This window comes from Actinomadura sp. KC345 (assembly GCF_004348515.1).
Classification (GTDB): Bacteria; Actinomycetota; Actinomycetes; order Streptosporangiales; family Streptosporangiaceae; genus Spirillospora.
This window is the reverse complement of the sequence record NZ_SMKH01000436.1, coordinates 1-4,864: the sequence shown is the minus strand read 5'-3', so window position 1 is coordinate 4,864 and position 4,864 is coordinate 1. Positions and strand designations below refer to the sequence as shown.

General features: G+C 69.1%; 5 protein-coding genes. 3 read left to right on the top strand and 2 right to left on the bottom strand.

Translation table 11 applies throughout. The annotated features are described in order from the left end of the window. Both E1281_RS37505 and E1281_RS37500 read right to left on the bottom strand, forming a co-directional pair. On the bottom strand, positions 1-235 hold a 235-nt coding region (locus E1281_RS37505), incomplete at its 3' end, for a transposase (protein WP_165959277.1). Positions 236-356: 121 nt separating this feature from the next. Then, positions 357-944: a TetR/AcrR family transcriptional regulator gene (locus E1281_RS37500; RefSeq protein WP_131884450.1), complete on the bottom strand. Its 588-nt coding sequence runs from the start codon at positions 942-944 to the stop codon at positions 357-359. 178 nt (positions 945-1,122) lie between these two features. Here E1281_RS37500 and E1281_RS37495 point away from each other — a divergent pair, with 178 nt between their 5' ends. The 3 genes from E1281_RS37495 (at position 1,123) to E1281_RS37485 (ending at position 4,598) form a co-directional block, all read left to right on the top strand. Then, a complete protein-coding gene (locus tag E1281_RS37495; protein WP_131884449.1) occupies positions 1,123-2,013 on the top strand; it encodes a crotonase/enoyl-CoA hydratase family protein in 891 nt (296 codons plus the stop codon). Between the two features lie 5 nt (positions 2,014-2,018). Further along, positions 2,019-3,641, top strand: a complete 1,623-nt coding sequence (locus E1281_RS37490; protein ID WP_243717775.1) for an AMP-binding protein — start codon at positions 2,019-2,021, stop codon at positions 3,639-3,641. Positions 3,642-3,767: 126 nt separating this feature from the next. Then, positions 3,768-4,598: an SDR family oxidoreductase gene (locus E1281_RS37485; RefSeq protein ID WP_131884448.1), complete on the top strand. Its 831-nt coding sequence runs from the start codon at positions 3,768-3,770 to the stop codon at positions 4,596-4,598. The last annotated feature ends 266 nt before the right edge of the window (positions 4,599-4,864 follow it).

Genomic DNA, 4,864 nt, shown 5'->3' with positions numbered 1-4,864 from the left:
TCTCGCGCTCCAACTCGGCGATCCTTTGCGCGTCGCTGGTCGTGGTCCCCAGACGCTGCCCGCCATCGACCTCGGCCTGCCGAATCCAGGTCCGCAACGCCTCACGATGCACCCCGAGCTGGTCGGCGACTCGGGCGATCGTCCCGGTCCTCTCACCTGTCTGCTCACGCAGTTCAAAGACCATCCGGATCGCGCGTTCACGCAGCTCAGGGGAGTACTTCCTCGGGGGTGCCATAGCCCCTCACCCTTCCAGGTATCAGGGCCTCCACCCAACCCGGGGCGCTCCACCGTCGGTGGCCGTTGCGCGGTTGGCTGGGCAACTTCAGGTGGATGCGAAGGTGATCGGGTCGGGGAACTCAGCCGTGCTGCTGTTCGAACTGGTCGAGCCATTGGTCGAGGACACTTAGTGCCAGGCCGTCGTCCTGTCTCAGGATTCTGACGAGTTCCAGACCGCGCAGCAGCGCCAGGAGTGACTCGAAGGTGACGCGGGCGGTTTGCGGGTCGTCGATCCGGGCGGCGCTGTCGAAGATCTCGCGCAGTGCGTGACCCAGGCGGCGTTCGGCGGGCAGGAGCGCCTGGCGCAGCTCGCTGTCGGTACGTGAAGCCGTCCACAGCTCCATCGCGGCCTGGAACGCCGGTCCCGTCATCGATTCGTGGAACGCCAGGACCACCCGGCGCAGGGCGTCAGGGCCTTCGCCCACTCCGGCGGACAGCGCTCTGATGTCCTCGATGCGCATGTCGGCGATGTGGTGCACGGCGGCGGCGAAGAGCTCGGCCTTGGAGCCGAAGTGGTGCAGGAGCGCTCCCCGAGACACCCCGACGCGCTCCTGGATCCGCTGCGTGGTGGTTCCGGCGTAGCCGTGTTCCACCAGGGACATCATCGCTGCGTCGAGCAGGCGCTCGCGGGTCTGCTCACGCTGCTCCTTGCGAGTCAGAACCGCCATGCATCGGACTCTACCCCGCAGATCACGGACTCTGACCACGGCCGACCGCCGGTCAGGGCGCTGGGGACTTGACCGCAGATTTCATTGACCGTCCGGACGGACTGTGAAAATGTGGCGAATCCGGCCTGGCCGTGCCTGTGTTCACCGAGCGGGCGCCAGCGGCGAAAGGAGCAGCTCCATGACCGTCAGCACCAACACCATCAGCTATGAGGTGCGTGATCATCGCGCGTACATCACGCTCGATCGTCCGGATCGTTTGAACGCGATCACCGCCGAGATGGGCCGGGAGATCGCCGCCGCGGTGGCCGCCGCGAACGCCGACGACGGCGTTCGCGTGATCATCGTTCAGGGAGCCGGCCGCGCCTTCAGCGCGGGGTACGACCTCAAGTTGTACGCCGAGCAGGGCGAGGACGTGCAGCCCGAAGTCTGGGATCCGATCAAGGACTTTCGGATGATGAAGGCGAACACCGACAACTTCTTCACCTTGTGGCGGTCGGCCAAGCCCACCATCGCCAAGGTGCGGGGCTACGCCGTCGCCGGCGGCAGCGATATCGCGCTGTCCTGCGACTTGGTGGTGATGGCCGAGGACGCCCGCATCGGCTACATGCCGGCCCGGATCTGGGGCTGCCCCACGACCGCCATGTGGGTGTACCGGCTGGGCGCCGAGCGCGCCAAGCGGATGCTGCTCACCGGCGACACCATCACCGGGACGCAGGCCAGGGAATGGGGCCTGGTGATCGACGTCGTCCCCGAGGCCGAGCTCGACGACGCCGTGGAGAAGCTCGCCGAGCGCATGGCCGGAGTCCCGATCAACCAGCTGATCATGCAGAAGATGATGATCAACCAGGCCTACGACAACATGGGCCTGCAGACCACGCAGAACCTCGCGGTCCTCTTCGACGGTGTCACCCGCCATTCGCCCGAGGGGCGCTGGTTCGTGGACTTCGCCCAGGAGCACGGGTTCGCCGCGGCCGTCCGGTGGCGGGACCAGGGCCGCTTCATTCCCGACGGCGGCGGCCCCGTCCCGACCGCCGCCGACGTCGCCGACCTCACCGGCCCAAAGGAGTGAGCGCCGTGTCCGCGCCTTTTCCGCTGACCCGATCCCTCTACCCGGCCGACACCTCACGCCCGGTCCTCGACCTGTCCGTCGGTGACCTGCTGCGCCAAGCGGCCGCGGAGGTCCCCGACCGGACGGCGCTCATCTCGATCGCCCCGGACCGAGGGCCCTCGACGTGGAGCTACGCCGAGCTGCTCCGCGACGCCGGGCACGCCGCCGCATGGCTGCTGGAGCGGTTCGAGCCAGGCGACCACATCGCGGTGTGGGCGCCCAACATCCCCGAGTGGATCGTCCTGCAGTACGGCACCGCTTTGGCGGGGATGGTGCTGGTGACCACCAATCCGGCGCTGCGCGAGCAGGAACTGGAGTATGCGCTGCGGCAGTCGCGGTCGGTCGCGGTCGCCTATGCCGAGTCGTTCCGCGGCACCGACATGGCCGCGCTGGTCGCAGACGTCCTGCCGAACCTCCCGGGCATCACGGCGATTCCGTTCACCACCTGGTTCCAGGACATCCGTGCCGTCGACCCTTCAGGTGTGAGCTTCCCCGACGTCGCCCCCGGACTCCCGACCCAGATCCAGTTCACCTCCGGCACCACGGGCCGGCCGAAGGCCGCCGTCCTGAGGCACCGGTCCATGGTCACCAACTCCGACTACATCCGCACCCGCTGCGGTTCTCCCGGCGGCGCGGTGTGGGTCAGCGCGATGCCGCTGTTCCACACGGCCGGCTGCGGGATGGCGGGTCTGGGCAACCTCGTGCAGCGCGGGACGCTGGTCTTGGCGCAGATCTTCGATCCCGCCCTGATGCTGTCCGCGGTCACGGCCTACGAGGCCGACGTGCTCATCGGCGTCCCCGCCATGCTCAAAGCGCTTCTGGCGCACCGTGACCTGGGCTCATTCGACTACTCCAGCCTCCAGGTCATCGTCTCGGGAGGCGACGCCGTGCCGGCGGACCTCGTCGAGACCTGCGAGAAGACCTTCGGCGCGGGTTTCAGCACGGTCTACGGGCAGACCGAGCTGAGCCCGATCGTCACGCAGACCAGTCCGCAGGACTCGGCCCAGGACAACCGGTCCACCACCGGCCGGCCGCTGTGGAACGTCGAGGTCGCCATCCTCGACGCGGCCACCGGCACGGTCACCCCTGTGGGAGTCGAGGGAGAGATCTGCGCCCGCGGCTACCAGACGATGATCGGCTACCTGGACATGCCCGAGGAGACCGCCGCGACGATCGACGGTGACGGCTGGCTGCACACCGGTGACCTCGGCTCGATGGACGAACGCGGCTACGTCACCGTCACCGGCCGACTCAAGGACATGATCATCCGCGGTGGCGAGAACATCTATCCCGCCGAGATCGAGGCCGTCCTCCTGGACCACCCCGCGATCATCAACGCCGTCGTGGTCGGCGTCAAGGACGAGGAGTGGGGCGAGAGGGTCGCGGCGATCGTCGAACTCGACCCGGACGGTGCCGTGCCCAGCGAGCAGGAGCTGCACGACCTCGTCCGGGCGAGCCTCGCTCCGCACAAGACCCCCAAGGCCTGGTACGTGAGCAGCGATCTGCCGAGGAACGCGATGGGCAAGCTCCAGAAGTTCCGCCTCCAAGACCGGATCGCGGCCAACGCACTGCGGTGCCTCGGCGACTGAACTCCACCGCCGTCATCGGCACGAAGAAGGCGAGCGGACGAAGCGAGCCGACCGGGCTCGCAGGCCCGGTCGGCGACGCCGCCACCGCCCGCTCCACCGGACATCGCCTGCGAAGGACGACGACATATGAACAACGCCACCCCAGCACACCACCGCGAGCGAGGCATCCGGACCCTGCGGGACAAGGTCGCCGTCGTCACCGGAGGCGGCAGCGGCATCGGCCGCGCTCTCGCACTTCGGCTCGCAACCGAAGGCGCCCGCGTGGTCGTCAACGACATCGACGCTGATGCTGCCGGCCAGGTCGCAGCCTTGACCGGTGGGATCTGCATCGTCGCCGACCTTGGCACCCCCGAAGGACCCGGTCAGCTGGTCCGGCAGGCCCTGGCGGCGTTCGGCCGCATTGATGTGTTCTGTGGGAACGCCGGCATCGGAGCCGGTGCCGCCCTCGAGACCGACGACGCCACCTGGGCACGCGTCCTGGAGGTGAACGTGATGGCGCACGTGCGGGCGGCACGGGCGCTGGTCCCGCATTGGATCGAGCACGGCGGCGGCCACTACGTCTTGACGGCCAGCGCGGCCGGCCTGCTCACCATGATCGGCAACGCTCCCTACTCGGTGTCCAAGCACGCCGCGGTCGCGTTCGCCGAATGGCTCCACATCGAATACGGCGGCAGCGGCATCACCGCCCAACTCGTATGTCCCCAAGGTGTCGATACCCAGATGCTCCACGCCTCCGGTGCCGTTGAGCAACTCCTCAGCCGCGACACCGCCCTCACCCCCGAGGCGGTCGCCGATGCGGTCGTCACCGACATGGCAGCAGGCACCTTCCTGACCCTGCCCCACCCCGAAGTCGCGGGCTACTACGCAGCCCGCGCGGCCGACACCGACACTTGGCTGCGCGGCATGCGCACCCTGCACGCACGCACCTTCCGCAACGCCGGGTGCGGCCAACCGTGAGCGGACGACGACCGACCAGGCACCGGCACGCTCCACCGACGGCACCCGAACCAGCGCGCCCTCGCGGCCGCCCACCCCGACCGCACCAGCGCCGCGATCGGGGCCGGCATGGTCTTCTACTCGCTCGGTTCCGCGCTGGGAGCGGCCGCGACGACGGCGCTGTTCGACGCCACCGGCCGGCTCGGTCCCGCCGCTCTCGCGCTGGGCGCGCTGGTCACCTGGTCGTTCTTCTCAGCGGGCGGTGGGCGCCGGGGTCGACGCGGGGG

Bases quoted from the DNA above. Each gene is read 5' to 3' on its own strand.
- E1281_RS37500 (WP_131884450.1), bottom strand. From the start codon at position 944: ATGGCGGTTCTGACTCGCAAGGAGCAGCGTGAGCAGACCCGCGAGCGC.
- E1281_RS37495 (WP_131884449.1), top strand. From the start codon at position 1,123: ATGACCGTCAGCACCAACACCATCAGCTATGAGGTGCGTGATCATCGC.
- E1281_RS37485 (WP_131884448.1), top strand. From the start codon at position 3,768: ATGAACAACGCCACCCCAGCACACCACCGCGAGCGAGGCATCCGGACC.